The following is a 22,983-nucleotide window of genomic DNA, read 5'->3' as shown; positions in this document are numbered from 1 at the left end:
GCGCGTTTTTCGCCTGCCCCTACCCGTACGTGTCGCGCGGGCCGCGGCCCTTCACGTGCAGGGGCCCGTACCGCCAGCTCTTCGTCTTCGGCCCGTACACGTGCAGCTTGGTCACCACGTCCGGCCCGACCTTCGCCGCGATCGCCGCGAGTACTTCGCGCTGCATGTACTTCATCTGCGTGGCCCAGGCGGTGGAATCGCAGCTGACGTGCACTTCGCCGCCCTTGATCATCTCCACGCGTGTGTGCTGGCCGATCTTCTCGCCCACCAGCTCGGCCCAGTGCCCCATGACCCAGCCGTGCGCCATCTTCTCGGTCCAGTCGCGTTTGCGGATTTCGGTGCCCAGCAGGTTGGAAAAGGAGGAAACTTTGTAGCTGCGCGGCAATGCGCGCCCGTCCAGGCCCGTGGGGATGCCCCGCACATTTGCTTTGCGACGTTCCTCCGGCACATCCAGACCAGGCACGGTGATGCCCGCCTTTGGTCCGTCGTGAAGCGATGGCTTGTTGCGCCGCGGGATGGTGCTGGTGCCCTGGTGGGAGAGGTCCGGCAGGGGGCGGCCGCGTTTGCGGGCGGTGGCGCGCACGGTGTCGAAGCTGCGCTTAATCAGATCGCTCAATGGCGCTCACCCCGTCCTGCATGGTCACGGCGAAGCGCGCGGTGACGGCGTCGTCGAGGTTGCCGGGCAGGTCGTCGCCCACCGCGGCGGTGACCAGGACCTGCTCCGCGTCGGCGGCAACGTGAACGAGGCGCTCGCGGCGTTTGGCGTCGAGCTCGGCGAAGACGTCGTCGAGGATCAGCACCGGGTCGGTGCCGTCGCTGGCCAAAAGCTGGTATTCGGCCAGGTGGAGCGCCAGCGCGTAGGACCAGGTTTCGCCGTGGGAGGCGTAGCCCTTGGCGGGTTGGTCGCCGAGCTTGAGCGCCAGGTCGTCGCGGTGCGGGCCCACGAGGGTGGCGCCGCGGTCAATCTCGTCCTTGCGGCGCCGGCCCAGCTCAGCGAGCATGGCGGCCTCGAACACCGCCGGGTCTCTTGTCGGCCCGCCGGCGAGCTCGGTGACCGCCCGGTCGAGCGTGGAGCTGTACCCCACCGACGCCGGGCGCGACTCGGGCGCGACGGACTGGTAGGCCTCGGTGATCCGGTCCGCGAGCTCGTCGACGAGACTGAGCCTTCCTGCCACCACCTGCGCGCCGAGCGCGGCGAGCTGGCCGTCCCACACGTCCAGCGTGCTCAGCGCGCTTGCGCCGTCCTCGTCCTGGTAGCCGCGGCGCAGCGCCATGTTCGAGCTCTTCAGCAGCGCGTTTCGCTGGCGCAGCACCTTCTCGTAGTCCGCGCGGGCGCCGCCGAGGCGGGGTGCTCTGAGTGCTGCGAGGTCGTCCAGGAATTTGCGTCGCTCGGCCGGCTCGCCGGTGATCAGGCGCAGATCCTCCGGTGAGAACATCACCACGCGCAGCACGCCCAAAAGCTCGCGGGCGGATTTCAGCCGGGTGCGGTTAATCTGGGCCTGGTTCGCGCCGTGCGCCTTGATCAGCAGGTGTGTGGTCAGCGCTCGTCCGTCGTTGACGGTGGTGGCGGACACGCGGGCATTCTCGGCACTGGAGTGGATGAGCGGAGCATCCGTCGATACGCGGTGGCTCGACAGCTTCGACGAATAATGAACCGCCTCGACGATATTGGTCTTGCCGTGGCCGTTGCGGCCCGCGAAAACGGTCACGCCCGGCTCAAGCTTGAGATTCAGCTCGGGCCACGAGCGGAAATCACGCAGATCAAGCTCGCGGACGTGCATGGGCTAGCCCGGCAGGCGAACCGGCATGAGCAGGTAAGTGAAGTGCGTGTCCGGGGTCGGGAACGTGCCGTCCTCGCCGCGCTCCGGCAGCTCCTCCGGCTGCGGGATCATGATCGCCGGGCGGGAGGCCTCCGTGAAGCCGAACACGACGCGGTCGGTGCCGATGACCGAAAGGCCGTCGCGGAGATAGCCCGCGTTGAACGCGATGAGCAGCTCATCCACGCCGGTAAATGCGGCCTGCAGCGTCTCCTGGGCCGCGCCCGAATCCGCGCCGGAGGAGAACAGCGTGAGCTCGCCTTCCTTGAAGTGCATGCGCAGCTGCGCGTTGCGGTCCGCGACCAGGCTCACGCGGCGGATGGACTCCAAAAGCGGCGCGACCTCCACCGAGGCGATCGCCGTGTGCGTCTTCGGCAGCAGCGGCGCTACGTTCGGGAAGTCGGCGTCGAGCATGCGGGTGGTGGTTTCGCGGTTGCCGGTGTGCAGGCCGAACAGGCCGTCGCCGCCGATGTTGTCGGCAGCGCCCGCGGCGAGCTCCACCGGATCGTCGATGGACGTGTCAAGCGTGCGCGCGTTATCCAGCAGCGTCTTCGCCGGGACGAGCAGGTCGGCCTTCACGTCCGTGCTGGTCGGCTCCCACGTCAGGTGGCGCTGCGCCAAACGGAAGCGGTCGGTGGCGGTGAGGGTGACATTCTCGCCGTCGATTTCCACGTGGATGCCGGTGAGCATCGGCAGCGTGTCGTCGCGGCCCGCGGCGGAAGCCACCTGGGTCACCGCGCCCGTGAGCGCCGCCGGGGAAATACGGCCGGTGACCTCGGGCAGGTGCGGCAGCTGCGGGTAATCGTCCAGCGCAATGAGCGGCAGTTCGAAGCGGGAGGAACGCGCCTTCAGCGTCATCACCTTGGAGTCGGTGGAGACCTCGATGGCGTCGTTAGGCATGGTGCCCACGATGTCCGCGAGCAGCTTGCCGGCCACCGCCACGCGGCCCGGCTCGTTCACCTCGGCGCCGATCCGCACGCGGGTGGAGACCTCGTAGTCGAAGCCCGCGAACTCCAGGCCGTTGTCGTCGGCCGTAATCACAACCGCGCGCAGCACCGGCTGCGTCGACTTGGTGGGCAGGCTGCGCGCGACCCACGCCGCGGCGTCCGCGAGCTCATCCTTATGGACGCGAAACGACACATTGTTGTCCATGACAGCGCAGTCTCCTTTGGCATTCTTGGCATTTCGGGCAGAGCCAGATCGGACACCACTCTACATTTGTGATTCGCCTGCGCGCACTCCGCCTATCGACGCTTCACCTCCGGTTCGCCGACGAATGCCAGGGCCGGGCCGAAGATTACACACCCTCTCTTTCTCCAGATTGAATTACAGGAAGTAAAGAGGGGAACAGCAGTAGGTCTTGGGGAATCTGTGGATTGGGCCGTCTTTGTGCCGGCCGCACGGCGTGTCGCCCGTGTGATTTAGGTTGTGAATAACTTGTGGATAAGTCGGGTCCCCTGTGGATAGTTTCTCGGGTGCGTTGAAATTACACAAGCGGAACCGCGTTCATCCACCGGTTATGCACACGCTGTCCCCAACCTTTGAGTGTGTGACGACGGTTACACTGTGATCTACTTGGCCAAACCACGTCGGTGTAATTACACAGGTGTGGATAGGCCTGTGGAGAGTGGTATGGAAGTGATTTGAGGAGGAGAAAGAGGTGGTTGCTGTTCGGGTGCGCCGCCACCACCTAGACCCTGGGAGCCAGACCCTGGGCTCAGCCAAAAATCGCGCTATCCCAGGGTGAGCCTCCCAGGGTCTAGCGCGAACGAGCGTGAACCGGCGCGAAACAGGCCGCGGCGAGCCCCGACCTACCGCGCGTGCATGCGGGCGCGGTTCTTGATCACCTGTGTGAGCTCCTGGATCTCGTCGTAGGTGCCGCGGTTTTCCGTCATTTCCTTGCGGATCTTGCGGTCCGCGTACATGACGGTGGTGTGGTCCTTGCCGCCGAACTCGTCGCCGATTTTGGGCAGGGACAGTTCGGTCAGTTCGCGGCAGAGGTACATGGCAATCTGGCGCGCGTGGGCGACCTGCCTGGTCTTTCCGGCGCCGACGAGCTGGTCCAGGGAGACCTGGAAGTACTCCGCAGCGGCGTCCTTAATGGCGTCGGCGGTGATGTTGACGTCGCCTTCGTCGGGAAGGATGTCGCGCAGTGCGACCTGGGCGACTTCCATGGTGATCGGCTCGTTGATCAGGGACGAGTAGGCCGACACGCGGATCAGCGCGCCCTCGAGCTCGCGGATGGAGGATTCGAACTGGGAGGCAATGAGCTCCAGCACGGAGTGGTCGACCTGGGTGCCGTCGGCTGCCGCCTTCTTCATCAGGATGGCGATGCGGGTTTCCAGGTCCGGCGGCTGCACGTCGGTGATCAGGCCGCCTTCGAAGCGCGTCCTCAACCGGTCTTCGAGCGTGGTCAGCTGCTTGGGTGGCCGGTCGGAAGACAGGATGATCTGCTTGTTTGCCTGGTGCAGGGCGTTGAAGGTGTGGAAGAACTCTTCCTGGGTGCCTTCTTTGCCTTCGAGGAACTGGATGTCGTCGACCATCAGGATGTCCAGGTTGCGGTAGCGCCGCTTGAAGGATTCTTGGCGGTCATCGCGCACGGAGTTGATGTAGTCGTTGGTGAATTCCTCGGAGGAGACGTATTTGATGCGCAGTCCCGGCTGCAGCACGCGTGCGTAGTTGCCGGCGGCGTGCAGGAGGTGGGTTTTGCCCAGGCCGGAGCCGCCCCAGATGAACAGGGGGTTGTAGGCCTTGGCGGGGTTTTCGGCGACGGCGACGGCGGCGCCGTTGGCGAAGCGGTTGGACGAGCCGATGACGAAGTTTTCAAAGGTGTACTTCGGGTTCAGGCTGGCTTCGCGGTCGGGGTCGTGCGCGGGCTTCTCGCGGGGGATGCGGCGGTCCACGGTGGGGTGCGCATTTGCTTCTCGACGGCGCCCCGCCACCTGTGCAGCATGCATCTGCGCCAATTCGTCCAGGCCCATGGGGATCTGCTCCCCCGCCGCCGGCGCTTCAACGTGGGATTGGGTGGGCTGCCAGCTCGGCTCCGGCGACGGCGGCTGAACAGGCTCCGGCGCCGGCTCAGGCGCGGGTTCCGGCTCGGGCGCGGCAACGGAAACGGCCAGGGCGTAGGGCTGGCCGGTGTGGGAGGACAACAGTGCCGTGATGTGGGGAGACAGGGACTCCTCAATGACATTTTTTGCGGCTTGGTGGGGTGCGGAGAGGAGCGCGTAGCCGTCGACAAGCACGACCGGCTTCATTAGCCGCAGGTAGGCGCGCTGTTGGGGGGTAAGCGTGGGTACGGACGAGGTGGCCTGCTCCGAGAGGCGCAGCAGCTCGTCGACGACGCCGCGCCACAGGTCCTCGAGGTGTTGGTCCGCCAACGTCGTCTCCAGTCTGTTCCTGTCTACATTCGGTGTAATTCACCGGATTTCACTGTGCAATCCACAACTTCGCTCGCCCGCTCGGCGCGCTGTCACCTGCTGTTCCACAGAGTTATCCACAGGTGTGGATACTTTAGAAGCGCGGTTTGTCCACAGGGATTGCACGCCCTGTGGATAACTGTGTGCGAGGTCGTACAACGCTGTGACCTGCTTAAACAACAAGTTCTGAGCGAAAGTCTCAACCGGTACTTCACAGTTATCCACAGGCCTGTGCATCCCCGGGCTGTGCGATTGTGGTGATTGCTTTATTGTTACCCGCTCCGACCTTGGGCTGTCGAAACTTCGCCAGGGCCGGTTTCTGTGGATAACTCGGCGCGTCGAACAGCTGTCCACATACTGTCAGCTCTCTCGCAGGGTGCGGGGAGGATTTCCCGCCCCACCTGCGAAAAAACACACCGTTGTAATTACGGGGGTACCCGATCGCCCCAGGAAAAAAGTGTGCGTGTTGATTTGGCCGGGGCGCACAAATTCGCGTAGTCTTAAGCCCGTCTTTACGTCGGTTGCACCGGCGTACATTTGAGAGCACCGCCCCCGCCGGGCACCGGGCCGCTTGATCCAAGGCGAGCTGGCGAAGGCGCTGCACGCGAACTGCGCTCCAACTTCGGAGCCGAACCGCAATCTCAACGCAACGTTTCACATTTGGAACGGCCACTTCCCCGGGAGGCTTTGACGAGCCGTCGGCTGTTCATGACCGCACAAGGAGTCCACCGTGTCTAAGCGGACTTTCCAGCCGAACAACCGTCGTCGCGCACGCAAGCACGGCTTCCGTGCCCGCATGCAGACCCGCGCCGGCCGCGCCATCGTTTCCGCGCGCCGCAAGAAGGGCCGCGCAAAGCTGACGGCATAGTTTCAACCCGCGCGTGTTACCCCGCCCGCACAAACTTTCTTCCTCCGCAGACTTCAAAACTGCGATGAGGAAGGGTGTGCGCGCGGGGTCTCGCACGTTAATGGTGCATCTGCACCAGCGCGGCGACGCAGTCATCCAGGGCGGGCCGCGCTTCGGCCTGGTGGTGTCCAAGCAAGTGGGCAACGCGGTGACGCGCCATGCCGTGTCGCGGAAGTTGCGGAATGTGGTGCTGCAGCGGGAGCTCGTCGATAAGCTTGAGCGCTCCTGCGATGTTGTGATCCGCGCCCTGCCGCCTGCCGCTGCCGCGACTAGCGACGAGCTCGCGCGCGATCTTGAAAAAGCGCTGGACAAAGCGCAAAAGAAACGATAATGGCCTACTTCAACTTCGCCGGCGGCGAAATCCCCGCCGCGAAGGGGCCGGTGGCGAAACTGCTGGTGGCGCTGATTCGCGGTTACCAAAAGTACATCTCACCCCTTAAGATGGGCGGGACGTGCCGTTTTATGCCAGTATGCAGTGCGTATGCGCTCGAAGCCGTGTCACGCCACGGGGCGGTGCGCGGCGGCGCAATGGCCGCGGCCAGGCTGTGCAAATGCGGGCCCTGGCACCCCGGCGGCTACGACCCAGTGCCGGGCAGCATTGAAATGAGTGAGGAGTAACACCGAAACGTGCTGAATTTCATTTATTGGCCGATTTCCTGGGTGCTGAGGTTCTGGCACGAGGTCATCGGCTTTGTCATCCCCAAGGATTCGGGCATCTCCTGGATCTTGGCCATCGTCCTGCTCACCTGCACGGTGCGCCTGCTGCTGCTCAAGCCGATGGTCAACCAGATGCGCTCCACGCGCAAAATGCAGGAAATGCAGCCGCGGATGCAGGAAATCCGCGAGAAGTACAAGGGCGACCAGCAGAAGATCGCCGAGGAGACGCAGAAGCTCTACCGCGAAAATGGCACGAACCCGCTGTCGTCCTGCATCGTGCCGATCGTGCAGCTGCCCATCTTCATCGGCCTTCTGCACGTGCTCCGCTCCTTCAACCGCACCAGTGAGCTGGGCATGTCCGTGGAGGAGAACCGCTCCACCGCGAACTACGCCTTCCCGGTGGAAGACGTGCAGTCCTTCCTGGACGCGGACTTCTTCGGCGTGCCGCTGTCGGCGTCCATGAAGATGCCGGAGGAGGCCTTCGCCGCATTCGGCGCCGCTGATCTCACCCGCGCGAAGATCATCGCGGTCTGCCTGCCGCTGGTCCTTTTGTGTGCCGCGTTTACCCACTTCAACGCCCGCATCATGATCAAGCGCCAGGAGGCCCGCAAGGCCGCCGGCAAGGGCCCGAAGCCGCAGGGAGAGATGGCCGAGATGATGCAGTCCCAGATGGGCCTGATGAACAAGATGATGATGTGGTTCTTCCCCGTCATGATTCTTGCCACCGGCGTGATCTGGCACATCGGCCTGCTGTTCTACATGCTCACCAACAACCTGTGGACGTTCTTCCAGACCATGTGGCTGAACAACAAGATGGACAAAGAAGAGGCCGCCGAGGAGGCGCGCAAGGTGGAACTCAAGCGCACCACCGCCCCCGCCCCGGGCGCGCGCACCAAGGACCGCCGCACCAAGAAGCAGCGGAAGCAAGGCAAGTAGCTTTTCGCTTATCGACGAACAAGTCCCGGCCCGTTTTCGGCCGGGACTTTTTCATGTCGGCGGGCCGACTACAGTGTTGTGCATGTCGGATACCTCCCCTGCAGCCGCAGCCCAAGTCTTCGGAGAACGCCTCGGATTGGCCGAGGCCTACCACCGCTCTTTGGCCACCACGGCCGCCGAGCGCGGCTTCATCGGGCCCAAAGAGGTGGACCGCCTGTGGGAGCGCCACATCCTCAACTGCGCCGTGATCGCGGAGGCGTTCGAGCCCGGTCTGAAGGTGGCGGACATCGGCTCCGGCGCGGGCCTTCCCGGCATCCCGCTGGCGATCGCGCGGCCGGACCTGTCCATCACGTTGATTGAGCCGCTGCTGAAGCGCTCCACCTACCTGGGCGAGGTCGTTTCCGAACTGGGCCTAGACAACGTGACCGTGGTGCGCGGGCGTGCCGAGGAGCAGCCCAAGGCGGCTTTCGATGCCGTCACCTCCCGCGCCGTCGCCCCGCTGGGTAAGCTCGCCGGGTGGTCCATTCCGCTGCTGCAGGGCGGCGGGCACATGATTGCGATGAAGGGCGAATCCGTGGCCGAGGAACTCGAGCGCGACGCCAAGGCCATTGCGAAGGCCGGCGGCGTTGAGGCGGAGATCTTCACCGTGGGCGAGTCCGTGCTGGACCAGCCCACCACGTTGATCCGTATCCAGCGCAGAAAGAAGGGGGCGTAGATGGAGAACTACGACGAGACTCCTGTGATGGAGGCGGCGATGCGCGCGGCGCGGGTGACGTCGAGAAGCGAAGCGCTCCCGAAGCCGGACCAGCCGCGCGTGATCACCGTGGCCAACCAGAAGGGCGGCGTGGGCAAAACCACCACTAGCGTGAACCTGGCGGCCGGGCTGAGCAAGCAGGGCCTGAAGGTGCTGGTGATAGACCTGGACCCGCAGGGCAACGCGTCGACCGCGCTGGGTGCGGAGCACACCTCCGGCACCACGTCGAGCTACGAGCTGCTCATCGGCGAGGCCGAGGCCGCCGACGCCGTGCAGCCGCACCCGGACAACCCGAACCTGTTCTGCATCCCCGCCACCATCGACCTGGCCGGCGCGGAGATCGAGCTGGTGTCCATGGTGCGGCGCGAATACCGCCTGCACGACCAAATCCGCCGCGGCTTTCTGGACGAGCACGGTTTCGACTACGTGTTCATCGACTGCCCGCCGTCGCTCGGGCTTTTGACCATCAACGCGATGACCGCGGTGGACGAGGTGCTCATCCCGATCCAGTGCGAGTACTACGCGCTGGAGGGCGTGGGCCAGCTGTTGGGCAACATCGGCATGATCCGCGAGCACCTGAACAACAACCTGCACATCTCCGCGATCGTGCTGACCATGTACGACGCCCGCACCCGACTCGCCGCCGACGTTGCCGACGAGGTGCGCGGCCAGTTCGGCCAAGTGGTGCTGAACAACGTGATCCCCCGCTCCGTGAAGGTCTCCGAGGCGCCCGGCTACGGCCAAACCGTCATCGACTACGACCCCGGATCCCGCGGCGCGCTGGCCTACTTCGACGCGGCGAAGGAGCTGGCCACCCGCGGCGACTACCAGCCGCACCCCACCACCGGCCCGATCGGCGTGAGCCCCGAGGTCTACAACCAGCTCGAGGAGGAGTAACCAATGGCAGAACGCAAGGGCGGCCTCGGCCGCGGACTGGCGGCGCTCATCCCGTCGGCGCCGTCGGACATCGACAAAAACGGCAAGACCCCGGGCATCGGCGGGGGCGCCTCCGACGTGATTTTTGGGAAGCAAGCACCCAAGCCTGACGACGCACCAAAGGGCGCCCCCAAGAAAGTCCAGGGTGCCCCGACAGTGTCCGCTAAACGCGACAAGGTGATCCAGCCCGTGCCGGTGGGCGCGCGCTACCAGGAGATCCCGGTCGGCCAGATCATCCCCAACCCGAAGCAGCCGCGCCAGGTCTTCGACGAGGACGAGCTGGCCGAGCTGGTCCACTCCATCCGCGAGTTCGGCCTGCTCCAGCCCATCGTCGTGCGCGACACGCCTGAGGGCTTCGAGCTGATCATGGGCGAGCGCCGTTGGCGCGCCTCCTCGAAGGCGGGCTTGAAGCACATCCCGGCGATCGTGCGCGAGACGTCCGACGAGGACATGCTGCGCGACGCGCTTTTGGAGAACATTCACCGCGTCCAGCTCAACCCGCTTGAAGAGGCCGCCGCCTACCAGCAGCTCCTCGACGAGTTCGGCGTGACCCAGGAGCAGCTCGCCGACCGCCTGGGCCGCTCGCGCCCGGTGATCACTAACGCGATCCGCCTGCTCAACCTGCCGGTGGGCGTGCAGCGTCGCGTCGCCGCCGGCGTGCTTTCTGCAGGTCACGCCCGTGCGCTGCTGGGCATCAAGCTTGGCGACGGCACCGCCGACGCCCAAGCCCAGCTCGCCGACCGCATTGTCGCCGAGGGTCTGTCCGTCCGCGCGACGGAAGAGGCCGTGTCCCTGATCAACGCAGGCGGCAAGGTGCCGGACAAGCCGAAGCGCCAGCCCGCCCCGCAGCCGGAGTACCTCACCCGCGCCGCCGACTCGCTCGCGGACATCTGGGACACCAAGGTGTCGGTGACCATGGGCAAGCGCAAGGGCAAGATCGTGGTGGAGTTCGGCGACAAGGACGACTTCGAGCGCATCATGGGGCTCATCCAGGGCACCGACTAGCTAGGCGTGCTTTTCCTCCCGCAGCAGCTCCTTGAAGGAGTAGGTGCCGGTGGGCCGGTTGTCGTGGTCGAGCAGGTAGAGGCGCTTGACGGCCACCACGACCGCTTCGGCGATGGCGTCGCGCTCGTTGGGGTCGGTGAGCACGGCTAGGTCCCCCGGGTTGGTCAGGTAGCCGGCCACCAGCTCCACCGACGGCATTCGGGTCATGCGCAGCATCTCCCAGGTGCGGGCGTGGTTGCGGCAGTTCTGCAGCTGGGTGCGGGCGGCGACCTCGCGCTGGATGTAGCCGGACAGCGTCTCCCCGGTCAGCGACGAGCTGCCCTTCTCGGAGCCGAAGTAGAAGGTGGCCACGCCGTTGGCCTTCTCGTTCTGGTAGGAGTCCAGGCGCAGGGAGATAAGCAGGTCCGCCTTGAAGCCGTTGGCCAGGTCGGCGCGCTGCTTGTTGGAGGGGTTGTCGCCGCGGGGTCGCGACAGGATGGTTTCCATGCCGGCGGCGACCATGCGGCCCTCGATGCGCTGGGCCAAATCCCAGAGGATCTCCTCCTCCGTGATGGGGCCGTACGGGCCGTCGACGACCAGGCCGCGGTCGGCGCCGCCGAGGTCCGGGTCGATGACCACGCGCTTGCCGGTCAGGTTCGGGCCGGCCTGGCGCACGGTCTCACGCTCGCGGATGGCCTGCGCGGACCCGCCGGTGATGCGGCGGCCCAGAAGCGACAGGGCGTGGAGGGTGTCGGGGCCGCACACGCCGTCGTCCTCCAGCCCGGAGTTGAGCTGGTAGTTCATCAGGGACTCGTAGGTGCGCGGCCCGAAGCGGCCGTCCACCCGGTGCGGGTAAAAGCCCAGTTCGTGGAGCTGGGACTGCAGCTGCCCGACGTCGTCGCCGACCATTTCCTGGCCGGGCTGGTAGCTCAGCACGCGCGCGCCGAGGGTGTAGGACGCCTCGCGCAGCTCGCGCAGCGTCGCCGAGTCGATGGTCCCGGTGGGCACGATGCCGCGGGATTGTTGGAAGGCTTTGACGGCTTCGCACAGGATGTCGTCGTAAAGCATCTCGCTCTCGGAGAAGCGCCGGGTGGAGTCGATGTCGCCCTCGTAGCCGTCTATCAGGCCCAGGCGGGCTAAGGACATCCGGACCTCGGCGACCCGTGTGCTGGAGTCGCCAACGCGCAAAATGTCTTGCATGCGGGCCTTTCTAGTTGGATGGACAGGGTCAGTCTACGCGCCGCTAGAGCTGCGCCTGAATCTTGGAAACGATCTCGGATTTCGGGCGCACGCCGACGAACTCGTCGACCTTTTTGCCGTCCTTGAACAGCATGACGGCGGGGATGGACATGACCTGGAACATGGCGCCGAGCGCGCGCTCGTTGTCCACGTTGACCTTGGCTACCTTGACTTGGCCGTCCATTTCCTGGGCGATCTCGTCGAGCAGCGGGGAGAGCTTGCGGCACGGCCCGCACCACTCCGCCCAGAAGTCCACGAGCACCGGGGTGTCCGCCTCGATGACCTCGTTTTTGAAGGTTGCTTGGGTCACATCAACTGGTGCGTTCATGCGGACAGTCTACAGCGCCGCCAGGTAGTGCTGTGCGTCCAGCGCGGCGCGGCAGCCGGCGCCGGCGGCGGTGACGGCTTGGCGGTAGGTTTTGTCCACCAGGTCGCCGCACGCGAACACGCCTTCAACGCTCGTGCTTGTCGACGGCTCCGCCACCTCCACGTAGCCTCCCTCGTCAACGGCGACCTGGCCGTCCAGGAACGCGGAGCGCGGGTCGTGGCCGATGGCGACGAACAGTGCGGTGGCGTCCAGCACGCTCTCCTCGCCGGTGACAACGTTGCGGATGTTCAGCCCGCCGACCTTGCCGTCCGCTTCCACCACGGAGTCGACGACGGTGTTGGTGAGGAACTCGATCTTGTCGTTGTCGCGGGCGCGCTCGAGCATGATCTTGGAGGCGCGGAAGTTCTCCGAGCGGTGGATCAGGGTGACCTTGGAGCCGAACTTGGTCAGGAAGGTGGCCTCTTCCATGGCGGAGTCGCCGCCGCCGACCACGGCGATGTGCTGGTCCTTGAAGAAGAAGCCGTCGCAGGTCGCGCAGGTGGACACGCCGCGGCCGGTCAGCTCCGCTTCCCCCGGGATGCCCAGGTGGCGCGGGGCGGCGCCGGTGGCGAGGATGACGGCGCGGGCCTGGAAGACTTCGCCGTCCACCACGACCTTCTTGATGTCGCCGGAGAAGTCCACGGAGTCCACCATCTCCTGGCGCAGGTCCGCGCCGAACTTCTCCGCCTGGGCGCGCATGTTGGCCATGAGGTCCGGGCCCATGATGCCGTCTTCGAAGCCGGGGAAGTTCTCCACCTCGGTGGTGTTCATCAGCTCGCCGCCGTACTCGTAGCCCTCGAACACGAGCGGCTTCAGCTCCGCGCGGGCGGCGTAGAGGGCGGCGGTGTAGCCGGATGGGCCGGAGCCGACGATGATCAGGTCGTGCACCTCGTCGGTGCTGGTGGTAGCGGCTGCGGGCGCGGGTGCCGCATCGGTCTGCGGGGTGACAAAGTTGAAGCCGGGGGAAGTCATGGTTGCAGATCTTAGCGCGCCGGCGCCGCCTCCCCTATCGCCGCGGCGACGGCCTCTCGCGCCCGGTAACGCCGCGACTTCACGGTGCCGGGTTGCACCCCGAGTTCGGCCGCGGCGTCGCCGACGCTCATGCCCGCGACGTCGATGAGCCACAGGGCTTTGCGCTGCGCCTGCGGCAGCACGGCCAGGGCCTGGCGCATGGCCATGGTGCGCTCCATGTTCTCCATGGGGTTGTAAGCGAGGTACTTATTCGCGTCGATGTCCACGTGGTCGTTGTCGTCCAGGCTGTACTGGGCGCCGGCGCGGCCGTCCTTGCGCTGGTGGTCTATCGCCGCGTTGATGGTCATGCGGTGCAGCCACGTGGACAGCTTCGCCTCCCCGCGGTAGGTGTGCATGCTGCGCGCCGCCTTAAACAGGGCGTCTTGGACGATGTCCTGGGCGTCCTGCTCGTTGCGGGCGAAGTTGCGGGCGGCGAAGTACATACGCTTGCGGTGCCGCCGCACGATGAGCGTGAAGGCCTGCCGGTCCCCTGCCAGGTAGTTCGCCACCAGCTGCCGGTCGTTGATGTAGTCCATTGTCCCCCCAAAAATTTCAGTTGCCCCCACTATGCCCCGGCCCGAGTCCCCCTGACTAGGGCCGGGTGCGCATTTCAGTGGACAACCACGCGTCCGACCAGCGAAACGTTCTTCACATCCGTCTCGCCGTCCACCTTCAGCACCACGCGCAACAGCGGTTCGTTGGTTTCCACGTCGGCGCTGATCTGGCCGTTCCGCAGCTTGCCCTCCGCGATCACGGGCGGGTGCGCGGTCTCCTGCTTTGCCGGCACGCCGTAAAGGGTGTAATTGGCGGAACCGGAGGCGTCGATAAGCACTTGCTCGAGCGTGAATGCGGAGCCGTCCTCGGGGGCGAACTGCATGGAGCTGTCGTCTAGGACCTCCATGTCGAGCGGGCCGATGACCACCGGCATGCGCGCGTCGCGCGTCGTCGTGGTCGGCGCGGCGGACGGGCGGTCCACCACGTCCTCGCCGGAGACGAAGTCCACCAGGTAGGTGGTCAGCACGCCCACCAGCACCGCCGCGATGACGGCGGCGAAGGTGAGCAGGCCAATCGTCGCCGGGCCCATGGTGCGTCCGCCGAAGCCGCCGCGCAGCTCGTCCGGGTCCTCCACGTGCTCGGCCACCGGCTCGACCGGCTCGTAGATTTCCACCACCGGGATCTCGTCCGTTGGCGCGTCCTCGTTGGGCACCGGCAGGTTCGCCGCCTCGTAGAGCGCGCGCTCGATGTCGCGGAAGGCGGCCTGGTCCACCGCGTCCGCGTCCACGAGCGCGCGGGTGCGGGCGGTGACGTCGTCCAGGTCGTCGGAGCTGACGTTGCTGGTCAGAAGCGTCAGCGCGGAGGCGAAGGACTCCGCGTCCGTGGCCGGGCTGGCGTCCGGCAGCACCACCGGGAACGCCAGGCGGACGTGCCCCTCGTGGTCGATGCGCAGCTGCTGGCGGTTGTCCAGGCCCAGCGGCACGTCCGCCTCGTGCGCCGCCGCCATCGCGCCGGCTAGCGGTGCCAGCGCGTTTGCCACGGCTTCGGTGTGCAGTGTCTGGCCGGATTCCGCCACGGCCTTGACCGAGGAGCCCTCCACCCAGTCCGCCACCACCAGGGCGCCGGAGCGGTAGGACAGGATCTCAATATTCTCGGCCACCGCGGGCAGGTGCAGCTTGGCCATCTTGCGGGTGCGCCGCGCCACGCCGGCGGCCTTCAGCGCAGCCTCGCGCGGGGTGGCCGGGGCCATCGGCGCGGCGCCCGTGGTGTCCACGAACGTCAGCGCCACATCTCTGCCGGTGGCCACCTCGCGCGCCTGCCAGAAGCGCGCGCCGGTGCTGGCGCCGTGGTCGCGGATCAGGCGGAAGCGCCCGTCGGACACGCCCGCACCCGGCACCAGGCGCGGACCGCGGACCACACCGGCGGACATCGGTGGCGGTACCGGGGAGGCGTTGAAGGTGTCGGCGGCGAGGAACTGGTTGGACACGTCCCGCGGGTCCGCCTCGCCCACCTCGAGCGCGCGGTCCTCGTCCGGGCGGATGATGCGGCTCATGCCCGGGATGCGCTGCAGCGCGCGGCCCAGGTTCTGCACCTCGGGCAGCTTGGAGCGCGACAACACCAGGCCGGTGACCACCAAAAACAGCACGCCGAGCATGACGACCTCGATGAGGTTGCCCAAGCTGGGGGCACCGATTAAGCGTCCGAGGGCCTCGGGCAGGTGCAGGCCGGCGACGTCGCGAAGCAGCCAGCGCACACCGAAGATCACCGCAACGCCGACAAGCGCCGCGGCCACCGCCCAGATGGAGGTGCGCAGCACGTCGCCGGCGCGCAGGGTGCCCAGCTTGCGGCGCAGAAGCAGCGCGCCGATGAGCGCGCCGGCGACGAAGCCGAAGCCGTTGGCCGCGCCGAGCAGCACCACCACGTGGCTGGGGTCCTGCGCGATGTACGGCGCGAGGGCGGACAGCAGGATCTTCGTGCCGGTGATGCCGGCGATGATGAACGTGGGCGTCCACGCTTCCTCGCGGGCGTAGAACACGCGCAGGTGCAGCATCACCAGCGCGTACGGAATCAGCGTGAACGAGGACGCGGAGATGGTTTGGCCGAGCAGGTGCGCCGCCTCGGGGCTGAACGAGCCGTAGGCGAACAGGGCGTGGGCGATGTCCGGGCCCAGCGCCGTCATGAAGATGATGATGGGGATCAGCGCGATGAATGTCAGCTTCGTGCCCATGGTCAGGTCCGCCACCACGGCTGCGTCGTCGCCGTCCGCGGCGTTGCGGGACATGCGCGGCATGATCGCGGTGAGCAGGGTGACGCCGATGATGCCGTACGGCATCTGCAGCAGCATCCAGTGCTGCTGGTAGATAAACTGCGCCGCCGCGTCCGCGTTGAACGCGATGCGGGAGGTAATGACGTAGCCGAACTGGCTGATCGCCACGTAGGTGATGATCGCCAGCGCCATGCCGCCGAACTGCTTCAGGCGCTCGTCGATGCCCCACAGCGGCCGCAGGTCAATGCCCAGCTTGCGCAGCGCGGGCAGCATGATCAGGCACTGCACCACCACACCCGCCGTGGTGCCGAGGCCCAGCAGGAGCACGTGCGGATTGCTTATCGACGTCGGCGCGGCCGGGTTGAGCTGCCCCGGCAGCGCCATGTACGCCACGAGCACCGCGATGGAGACGATGTTGTTCGCCACCGGTGCCCAAGCGCCGGGCCGGAAGTGCTCCTTCGTGTTCAGGATGGCCATGAACAGAGAGAACATGCCGTAGAAGAAGATCTGCGGCAGCACCAGATACGCGAACGAGGTGGTTTGGACGAGGTTGCCCTGGGAGTCCTCGTCCATCATCATCCTGGTCAGAAGCGGCGCGGCCGCCACGGCGACGACCGTGACCACCGTCATCAGCGTCAGGGTGAGCGTGAACAGGCGGCGGATGAACGCCGCGCCGTTGTCGGCGTCTTCCTTCTCCGCGCGCACCAGCACTGGCACCACCAGTGCGGTGAGCACGGAGCCCAGCACGATCTCCGTGATCAGGTTAGGCAGGGTGTTGGCGGTGTTGAAGGACGCCGCCACGACCTCGCCGAGGGCCGCGCCGATGAGCACGGTGCGGATGAACCCGGTGATGCGCGAGATCAGGGTGGCCACGGCCATGGAGCCGGTGGCGCGCACGACCTTCTCCCCGCCCTCGGTGGGCTGCTCCTCCTCGGCTGTCTGGGGCTCGGCGACAGCGACCGCCGCCGTGCCCGCCGCGCCAGCCGCTACCGTGTCGGCGGTCTCCGGCGGCGCGATGGTCTCGCCCTTGGGGCTGGTGGTCAGCAGCGACTTATCCGGCGCGCCGTCCTCGAGCTCTTCGCGCGCCGGCTTGGTTTCGCGCGGCGCCGGCACCGGCGCTGGCGGCGCTGGCGTGACAATGCGCCGGCGCAGTCCCTGTTCCGTCACTTGGTTCTCCGATTCTTACGTTGTTTGGCTCGTTCCCGTTCGCGTCCGGAAGGCGGGCTGCCCCGCGCGCCGCGCACCGCGATCACCACCAGCATCGCGGCCAGCATCAGCGCCGCCACGGCGAGCCAGCGGCCCACCGTGAACCGGGTGGTGCGCACGGCGATGTCCACCGGCTGGGAGATCGGCTGCCCGTTTGTGCTGGCCAGGTACAGGTTCAGGTCGGTGCTGCGAGAGGTTTCGGGCAAATCCGCGGTCATCTGCACGGTGACCGACCCGCGAGCCGGGATGCGCAGTACGTCGGGCACGTGCAGGCGGGCGTCCGCCGGCCCGGAGAAGTTGATCGAGGTTTCCACCGGCAGTGGCAGCCCGTTGCGGGCCACGATCAAAAGCGGGCTGGAGTTGGAGGTGCGTGTGTAGACGTTGCCGGGCGGGATCAGATCCACCGCCGAGCGCAGGTCGCCCAGCGCGGCGCGCGAGGCGCCGAGGCGCTCGCTGGTGGCCTCGACCGCGTCGCTATAGCGCGACATTGAGCGGCGCTGGCCGATGGACAGCGCCTGCAGCAGGTCCCGGCGCAGCGGCAGGGTAAACCCGTAGCGCGTGAGCGCGATGCTGGAATCCGGCACCATCAGGCCCGTTAGGTCGTTGATGAATCCGGCCTGCTGGGTCACCTGCAGCACCTCCGCGTCGGTGAACGCGGTCGGGTCCGTGTGCTCCGCGGGCTGACCCCCCGGCGCGGCATCCACCGGCGCGTCCAGGTAGGCGCCGAACGCCATGGGGTGCGCGCCGGCGCCGGTGACCAGCTCCGCCACGGTGCCCAGCACGGCGGCGGCGGTGTCGGCGTCCCAGTTCGCGGGCGGGTTAACCAGGATCGGATCCGGGTGCTCCTCGGCATCCCCCGCCACCCAGGCGGACTGGGCGGCCAGGCGCACCGCGGCGGCGGCGTTGGTGTCGCGGGCGGCCTTGGAATCCACGGCGTAGTTGTAGCGCAGGTTCTCTTCTGAAAAGCCGGTGGTTTCGGGGTCCACGCCGGTGGCGGCCAGCACGGTGGCCAGGGAGGACTGGTAGCCCACCGTCATCACGCCCGGCGCGATCCAGCCGGTGTCTCTGCCCGGGGCGGCGCTGAGCACGCGCACGGGCTGCTGCGGGGCGGGTGCGGCGGCCCCGGCGAGGTCCGCCATGTCGGCGCGCTCGAGGGCGCTTTCGGACCCATCGTGCTCCTCCTGCACGCCCGCCGCCTCCGCGCGCTCCCACGCGGCCTGCATACCTTCCTCCATGACGGTGGAGCGCGAGTGGTCCGCCCAGCCCAACGCCGGTGCGGTGCCGTCCTCGACGTAGCCCGTGCCGGTGACCACGGTGTTGAGCGTGCCGGCGGTGCCCAGCACGCGCTGCAGCACGAACGGCCCGCGCTCCACGGCCTCACGCATGAGCCACTTGTCGCCGGTGCGCGCCACGGCGTTCAGGTCAGCGTTCGCCCACGGCAGCGACACCACGCAGCCGGTGGCGGCGATGTGGCGCACCTTGTCCAGCCACACCTTCGCGTCGTCCGCGCCGGCGCCGGGCTCGCCGTCGGGGTCGGGCTCCCCTCCCCAGGAGTCGCGCAGGCGCTTCGGTTCTTCCACTACGGCGGGGCGTTCGTCGTCGACGGTGTAGCCGTGCTGCATGCGGTCCACGGTGTCCACCAGCGCGGGGTCCAGCGCCACGCAGGTGGCGTAGCCGACCTCGGGTGTTTGCGCGGCTTCGATGTACTGGTCCACCAGCTTGCTCAGCCGCCCCTCGGGCGCGAGCTGGCCGGCCAGCGAGTCGTTCGCCAGGACCAGCGGCTGCGTCTCGGGCGCCTCGCCGGTCTCGCCGGGCAGGATGTCCACGTCGGCGGTCACCGGGTACAGTGCGGTCAGCTCCGCGGCACGGACGTTGTCGCGGACGCCTCTCACACCCATATGGAAGCGGTCGGTGTCGAGCGGGGCACCGGAGGCGTCGAGAAGCTGCAGCATGATGGGGTACGTGCCCACATCCGGCAGGTCGAGGCCCAAGTCCATCTCGATCTCCAGCGAGTCCCCGGGGGCCAATTGCCTATCGACGTCACGCGCGTCCCCCACCACCTGATACTCCTGCGGGCCAGCGATGGCGGCGTAGCGCTGCTCCATCACCGTGGCCACCGCAGAGGCGCGGCGCGGGACCACGCTCAAGCCCTCGAGCGTGTCGCCGGAGTGGTTGGTCACGCGAAGTTTCACGTGAAACGGGTCGTGCGCGGAAACGGAGCGCGGCGCCTCGACGACCTCGACGCTCGCCTGCTCGCCCTCGGACGGGCGCACGGTCAGGTTCGCCCACTGCTCCGTCACTTCCGGGTTGTCCGGCGCCAGCGGCACTGCGGGGGCGGCGAGCACGACGGCAGCCAGCGCGGCGTACCGGTTCATCGCGGAGTTGCCCTTCCGGCCTTCTTTTCCTTCCTGGCCAGATCCGGCATCCGGTCGTACGCGATGCGGGCGAGCTTGCGCTCATCGGCGTAGGCGAGGTGCTCCATCAGGTCGCTCATGGGCACCCACGCCACCTCGGTGACCTCCGGGTCCTCGTCGTTGAACACGCCGTCGACGTAGCGCAGCAGGTTGTGGTGCACCGTCTTGTGGATGCGTACCCCGTCGGAGACGAACCAGTAGTCGATCGTGCCCAGGGTGTCGAAGGCCTCGCCGGTGATCCCGGTTTCCTCCCACACCTCGCGCTCGGCGGTGACCCACTGGTGCTCGCCGTTTTCCACGTGGCCCTTCGGCATGGACCACAGCAGCCGCCCGCGGCGGTCCAGGCGCCCGATGAGCGCGACGTAGATGCGGCTCATGTCCACCTTGCCGTCCTTGCCCACGGCCTCGGCCATGCCGGAGACCACCAGGCCGCCGGCCGAGGTCTCGTCGCGCGTCTCTATCGACGAGTCGTGCTGCTGGTACTGCGACCTGCGGCGATTGTGCTGCTTGCGCCCGCCGCGGGAGTTTTTCCCGCGGCGGTTATTCCGCTTCCGCTTCGGCTTGTCTCCCTGCTGCTGTTGCTGCTCGGCGGGTTTGCCCCCGCGCCGGCGCCGCGGCCGGCGCTTACCGCCGCCGGAGCCCCCCTTGCCGTTGGAGGGCCCCGGAACCGGGCGCTGGTTGTCACTCATTCGTGTCATGCTATCGGTCTTTCGGCCGGTTGTGGTACTTCCCGCGCGGGGGTGGCGGGTATCGTGTCCCGGGTGACGCAGAAGCTCTTCGATATGCCAGACCCGACCGACCCGCTTGCCGCCCCCGCGCTGATGGCCAGGGCGCAGGATGTCGTCGCCAAGCATGCTGCTCTGCTTGAGCCCCTCGCGCAACTGTTTTCCGGCCGCGGCGAGACCTTATATATGGTCGGCGGCTCCGTGCGCGACGCGATGCTCGGCCGCGGGGTGCACGACCTCGACTTCACCACCTCCGCGCGCCCCGAGGTGATCCTGGAGATCCTGGACGAGTGGGGCGAGAAAGTGTGGGACACCGGCATCGAGTTCGGCACCGTCTCCGCCATCCGCCACGGCGAAACCGTGGAAATCACCACGTTCCGCTCGGACCTCTACGACGGCGTGACGCGCAACCCCGAGGTCACTTTCGGCGACACGCTCGAGGGCGACCTCGTCCGCCGCGACTTCGCCTGCAATGCAATGGCCATTGAGCTTTCGCTTGACGACGAGCTCCGCCTCTCCCCCACCTTCCACGACCCCGTCGACGGGTTGGGCGACCTTGTTCACCAGGTCTTGGACACCCCGCAGGAGCCCGAGGTGTCGTTCCGCGACGATCCTTTGCGCATGCTGCGCGCCGCCCGCTTTGTCTCCCAGCTGGGCTTCACCGTGGCGGACCGGGTGTTCGACGCGATGTGCGACATGGCCTCGGAGATCGGGCGGATCACCGCCGAGCGCGTGCAGGCTGAGCTGGACAAACTCATGCTCGGCGCCCGTCCCTGGGAGGGCATCGACCTGCTGGTTTCCACCGGCGTGGCTTCGTATATTTTGCCCGAGATTCCCGCGCTGCAGCTGGAGACCGACGAGCACATGCAGCACAAGGACGTCTACCGCCACTCCCTGACCGTGCTGCGCCAGGCCACCGAACTCGAGGACGAGGGCCCGGACCTGAAGCTGCGCTGGGCGGCGCTGATGCACGACATCGGCAAACCCGCCACCCGCGCGCCCAAGGAAGGCGGCGGCGTGACCTTCCACCACCACGAGGTGGTCGGCGCGAAGATGGTCCGCAAGCGCCTGAAGGCCCTGAAGTACCCGAAGCACGTCATTTCCGACGTGGGCCAGCTCGTGTTCCTGCACATGCGCTTCCACGGCTTCGGCGAGGGCCAGTGGACCGACTCCGCCGTGCGCCGCTACGTCACCGACGCCGGCGAACTGCTGCCCAAGCTGCACAAACTCGTGCGCGCCGACTCCACCACCCGCAACGCCAAGAAGGCCGCGCGCCTGCAGCGCACCTACGACCACCTGGAGGAGCGCATCGCCGACATCGCCGCCAAGGAGGACCTCGCGCGCGTGCGCCCGGACCTGGACGGCAACGAGATCATGCAGATCTTGGGGCTTGAACCCGGCCCGGAGGTGGGCAAGGCGTGGAAGTATCTGAAGGAGCTGCGCCTGGAGCGCGGCGAACTTGAGCACGACGAAGCCGTCGCCGAGCTGAAAGCCTGGTGGGAGAGGGAAAATGCCTGAGTATTTCTATGCAGACCGCCTGTTCAACGCGCTCGAGCGCGTGGAGCCCGAACCGGGCATGCTGCTCGTCTCCGCGCCCGGCATGTTCTCCCCCGAGTTCGCCCGCACCGTGGTGCTGGTGCTCGAACACGACGCGGACCACACCCTCGGCGTGGTGCTCAACCGCCGCAGCGAGGTCGCCGTCGCCAACGTGATGGACGCGGGCTGGGCCGAGCTGGCCGCCAAGCCGCAGGCCGTGCACATCGGCGGTCCGGTCAGCCCCGAGTCCGCGGTGGGCCTGGGCGTGACCGCGGCCGGCGCGCCCGAGAACCCCTACCTCAACCGCCTGGCCAACCGCCTCGTGCTCGTGGACCTGAACGCCTCTCCCCTGGGGGTGAGCGAGCTTCTCGACGGCATCCGCATCTTCGCCGGCTACGCCGAGTGGGCGCCGGGGCAGCTCGACGACGAGATCCTGCGCGGCGACTGGTTTGTCACCCCCGCCCTGCCCAGCGACGTCGTCGCTCCCGCGGGTGCGGATCTTTGGGGTGACGTGATGCGTCGACAAGCAATGCCTTTGCCCCTGTTCGCCACCTTCCCAGCGAACCTCGAGGACAATTAGTGGCCGTTTCACGTGAAACATCGGCGGAGATTCGGCTGGGGCTTCGCGATACCTGGCTGGTCGCCCTTGGGTTGGTGCCGCTCGGGCTGGCGTTCGGCCTGCTGATGACGCAGTCCGGCTTCGCGTGGTGGTGGACCCCGATCTTCTCCACCGTGATCTACGCGGGGTCCACGGAGTTTCTGGCGATCGACATGGTGCTCACCGGCGTTGGCCCCGTGACCAGCGCGATCACCGGTTTCATGGTGAACTTCCGCCACCTGTTTTACGGGCTGACGTACCCGCGCTCGGAGATCCGCCGGGGTGTGCCGTCGGCGTACGCCACCTACGCGCTCACCGACGAGGTCTACGCCATCACCTCCACCCTGCGCGACCGCCCCTCAGGCCCGCGTCTGCTCACTATCTCCGTCGTGTGCCAACTGGCGTGGGTGCTCTCCGGTATTGCCGGCGCACTTGCCGGGGCGGTGATCCCAGCCGGCGTGGAGGGCTTCGACTTCGCGCTGACCGCCCTGTTCGCCGTCCTGGCGTTCGAGGCTTTCCAGACCAGCCGCGACCTGTCCGCCCCGTTGATCGCAGGCACCCTGGCGCTGGTGGCGGCGTTGCTGCTGCCGGGCCAGGTGATCATCCTGGCGCTTCTGTCCTACTTCCTGGTGCTCGTCCTGCGCTTCTGGTTCCCGCGTGTGGACGACTCCCTTTCCTGGCGGCTGCCCTGACCGGCAACATCGGGCTTCCCGAAG

Annotated in this window: 21 protein-coding genes; 10 read left to right on the top strand and 11 right to left on the bottom strand. The window is 67.2% G+C overall.

The annotated features are described in order from the left end of the window. Positions 1-19: 19 nt before the first annotated feature. The 4 genes from O5O53_RS02705 to dnaA all read right to left on the bottom strand — a co-directional run bounded on the left by O5O53_RS02705 (position 20) and on the right by dnaA (position 5,197). Positions 20-616, bottom strand: coding sequence for a DciA family protein (locus O5O53_RS02705; protein WP_269508806.1), 597 nt, complete (start codon positions 614-616; stop codon positions 20-22). After that, complete coding sequence (recF, locus tag O5O53_RS02700; protein ID WP_269508804.1) at positions 600-1,781, bottom strand: DNA replication/repair protein RecF; 1,182 nt, start codon at positions 1,779-1,781, stop codon at positions 600-602. Before recF ends, O5O53_RS02705 begins: the two co-directional genes overlap by 17 nt. A gap of 3 nt (positions 1,782-1,784) precedes the next feature. Further along, complete coding sequence (gene dnaN, locus O5O53_RS02695; protein ID WP_269508802.1) at positions 1,785-2,969, bottom strand: DNA polymerase III subunit beta; 1,185 nt, start codon at positions 2,967-2,969, stop codon at positions 1,785-1,787. Between the two features lie 659 nt (positions 2,970-3,628). Beyond that, on the bottom strand, positions 3,629-5,197 hold the full coding sequence (dnaA, locus tag O5O53_RS02690) for a chromosomal replication initiator protein DnaA (RefSeq protein WP_269508800.1): 1,569 nt from the start codon (positions 5,195-5,197) through the stop codon (positions 3,629-3,631). A gap of 769 nt (positions 5,198-5,966) precedes the next feature. Between dnaA and rpmH the strand changes: the two genes are divergently transcribed. The 7 genes from rpmH to O5O53_RS02655 all read left to right on the top strand — a co-directional run bounded on the left by rpmH (position 5,967) and on the right by O5O53_RS02655 (position 10,431). Continuing rightward, complete coding sequence (gene rpmH, locus O5O53_RS02685) at positions 5,967-6,104, top strand: 50S ribosomal protein L34 (protein ID WP_034996682.1); 138 nt, start codon at positions 5,967-5,969, stop codon at positions 6,102-6,104. A 13-nt stretch (positions 6,105-6,117) separates the two neighbouring features. After that, positions 6,118-6,474 carry a ribonuclease P protein component gene (gene rnpA / locus O5O53_RS02680; RefSeq protein WP_269508798.1) on the top strand — a complete coding sequence of 119 codons (357 nt, stop codon included), beginning with the start codon at positions 6,118-6,120 and terminating at the stop codon, positions 6,472-6,474. Beyond that, entirely contained in the window at positions 6,474-6,761 is a 288-nt protein-coding gene (gene yidD / locus O5O53_RS02675; protein ID WP_269508796.1) for a membrane protein insertion efficiency factor YidD, read from the top strand. Before rnpA ends, yidD begins: the two co-directional genes overlap by 1 nt. 9 nt (positions 6,762-6,770) lie before the next feature. Then, positions 6,771-7,736, top strand: coding sequence for a membrane protein insertase YidC (gene yidC, locus O5O53_RS02670; protein WP_269508794.1), 966 nt, complete (start codon positions 6,771-6,773; stop codon positions 7,734-7,736). Positions 7,737-7,818: 82 nt separating this feature from the next. Next, positions 7,819-8,451, top strand: coding sequence for a 16S rRNA (guanine(527)-N(7))-methyltransferase RsmG (gene rsmG / locus O5O53_RS02665; protein WP_269508791.1), 633 nt, complete (start codon positions 7,819-7,821; stop codon positions 8,449-8,451). After that, positions 8,452-9,387, top strand: a complete 936-nt coding sequence (locus O5O53_RS02660) for a ParA family protein (RefSeq protein ID WP_269508789.1) — start codon at positions 8,452-8,454, stop codon at positions 9,385-9,387. Positions 9,388-9,390: 3 nt separating this feature from the next. After that, complete coding sequence (locus O5O53_RS02655; RefSeq protein WP_269508787.1) at positions 9,391-10,431, top strand: ParB/RepB/Spo0J family partition protein; 1,041 nt, start codon at positions 9,391-9,393, stop codon at positions 10,429-10,431. Here the strand turns inward: O5O53_RS02655 and O5O53_RS02650 are convergent, their stop codons facing one another. The 7 genes from O5O53_RS02650 to O5O53_RS02620 all read right to left on the bottom strand — a co-directional run bounded on the left by O5O53_RS02650 (position 10,432) and on the right by O5O53_RS02620 (position 20,097). After that, positions 10,432-11,610 (bottom strand): N-acetylmuramoyl-L-alanine amidase, encoded by a 1,179-nt coding sequence (locus O5O53_RS02650; protein WP_239307370.1) that lies wholly within the window; start codon positions 11,608-11,610, stop codon positions 10,432-10,434. A 43-nt stretch (positions 11,611-11,653) separates the two neighbouring features. Continuing rightward, a complete protein-coding gene (gene trxA, locus O5O53_RS02645) occupies positions 11,654-11,977 on the bottom strand; it encodes a thioredoxin (protein WP_239356571.1) in 324 nt (107 codons plus the stop codon). A gap of 9 nt (positions 11,978-11,986) precedes the next feature. Next, complete coding sequence (gene trxB, locus O5O53_RS02640; RefSeq protein WP_269508785.1) at positions 11,987-12,988, bottom strand: thioredoxin-disulfide reductase; 1,002 nt, start codon at positions 12,986-12,988, stop codon at positions 11,987-11,989. Positions 12,989-12,999: 11 nt separating this feature from the next. Next, positions 13,000-13,563, bottom strand: coding sequence for a sigma-70 family RNA polymerase sigma factor (locus tag O5O53_RS02635; RefSeq protein WP_269508783.1), 564 nt, complete (start codon positions 13,561-13,563; stop codon positions 13,000-13,002). 74 nt (positions 13,564-13,637) lie between these two features. Beyond that, positions 13,638-16,955 (bottom strand): murein biosynthesis integral membrane protein MurJ, encoded by a 3,318-nt coding sequence (murJ, locus tag O5O53_RS02630; protein WP_269508781.1) that lies wholly within the window; start codon positions 16,953-16,955, stop codon positions 13,638-13,640. Further along, positions 16,952-19,369, bottom strand: a complete 2,418-nt coding sequence (locus O5O53_RS02625; protein ID WP_269508779.1) for a DUF6049 family protein — start codon at positions 19,367-19,369, stop codon at positions 16,952-16,954. Before O5O53_RS02625 ends, murJ begins: the two co-directional genes overlap by 4 nt. Beyond that, the gene (locus O5O53_RS02620) at positions 19,366-20,097 is read right to left on the bottom strand and encodes an NUDIX hydrolase (protein ID WP_202032107.1); all 732 of its coding nucleotides are present in this window, start codon (positions 20,095-20,097) and stop codon (positions 19,366-19,368) included. Before O5O53_RS02620 ends, O5O53_RS02625 begins: the two co-directional genes overlap by 4 nt. 93 nt (positions 20,098-20,190) lie before the next feature. On the opposite strand from O5O53_RS02620, the gene O5O53_RS02615 reads away from it, so the two are divergent. The 3 genes from O5O53_RS02615 to O5O53_RS02605 are packed head-to-tail and all read left to right on the top strand — an operon-like array spanning position 20,191 to position 22,959. Further along, positions 20,191-21,651: a CCA tRNA nucleotidyltransferase gene (locus O5O53_RS02615; protein ID WP_269509051.1), complete on the top strand. Its 1,461-nt coding sequence runs from the start codon at positions 20,191-20,193 to the stop codon at positions 21,649-21,651. Then, the gene (locus tag O5O53_RS02610) at positions 21,644-22,249 is read left to right on the top strand and encodes a YqgE/AlgH family protein (protein WP_269508777.1); all 606 of its coding nucleotides are present in this window, start codon (positions 21,644-21,646) and stop codon (positions 22,247-22,249) included. Before O5O53_RS02615 ends, O5O53_RS02610 begins: the two co-directional genes overlap by 8 nt. Next, positions 22,249-22,959: an AzlC family ABC transporter permease gene (locus O5O53_RS02605; protein WP_269508775.1), complete on the top strand. Its 711-nt coding sequence runs from the start codon at positions 22,249-22,251 to the stop codon at positions 22,957-22,959. Before O5O53_RS02610 ends, O5O53_RS02605 begins: the two co-directional genes overlap by 1 nt. The last annotated feature ends 24 nt before the right edge of the window (positions 22,960-22,983 follow it).

The organism is Corynebacterium faecium (assembly GCF_027257105.1).
GTDB lineage: Bacteria > Actinomycetota > Actinomycetes > Mycobacteriales > Mycobacteriaceae > Corynebacterium > Corynebacterium lehmanniae.
Note: the sequence above shows the minus strand (reverse complement) of the source record. Positions and strands in the feature narration are given on the sequence as shown.